General features: G+C 62.8%; 2 protein-coding genes. Both read right to left on the bottom strand.

All coding sequences use genetic code 11. From position 1 onward, the window contains the following. On the bottom strand, positions 1-90 hold a 90-nt coding region (locus HA630_RS00530), incomplete at its 3' end, for a biotin/lipoyl-containing protein (protein ID WP_371809172.1). A gap of 24 nt (positions 91-114) precedes the next feature. Continuing rightward, a partial coding sequence (locus HA630_RS00525; RefSeq protein WP_208299882.1) for a 2-oxo acid dehydrogenase subunit E2 occupies positions 115-366 on the bottom strand: 252 nt, incomplete at its 5' end.

Raw genomic sequence — 366 nt, 5'->3', positions numbered from 1 at the left:
CTCGGCCTTGACCGTGTCGCCGGGCTTGACCAGCAGTTCGATGACCGCGACCTCGTCGAAATCGCCAATGTCGGGAACCTTGATGTCCATGAGTGTCATGTTCAGGGTCCCTTCTTAGAGCAACACGCGACGGAAGTCGCCGAGTATCTGGCCGAGGTACGCGTTGAACCGCGCCGCTGCCGCGCCGTCTATCACGCGGTGGTCCCAGGTCAGGCTCAAGGGCAGCATCAAGCGCGGCTGGAAGGCCTTGCCGTCCCACACCGGCTCCATCTGGCTCTTGCAGACGCCCAGGATGGCGACTTCGGGCGCGTTGATGATGGGCGTGAAGTAACGGCCACCGATGCCACCCAGGCTGGAGATGGTGAA

The organism is Aquabacterium sp. A08 (assembly GCF_011742065.1).
This window is presented reverse-complemented; position numbering and strand designations above follow the sequence as displayed.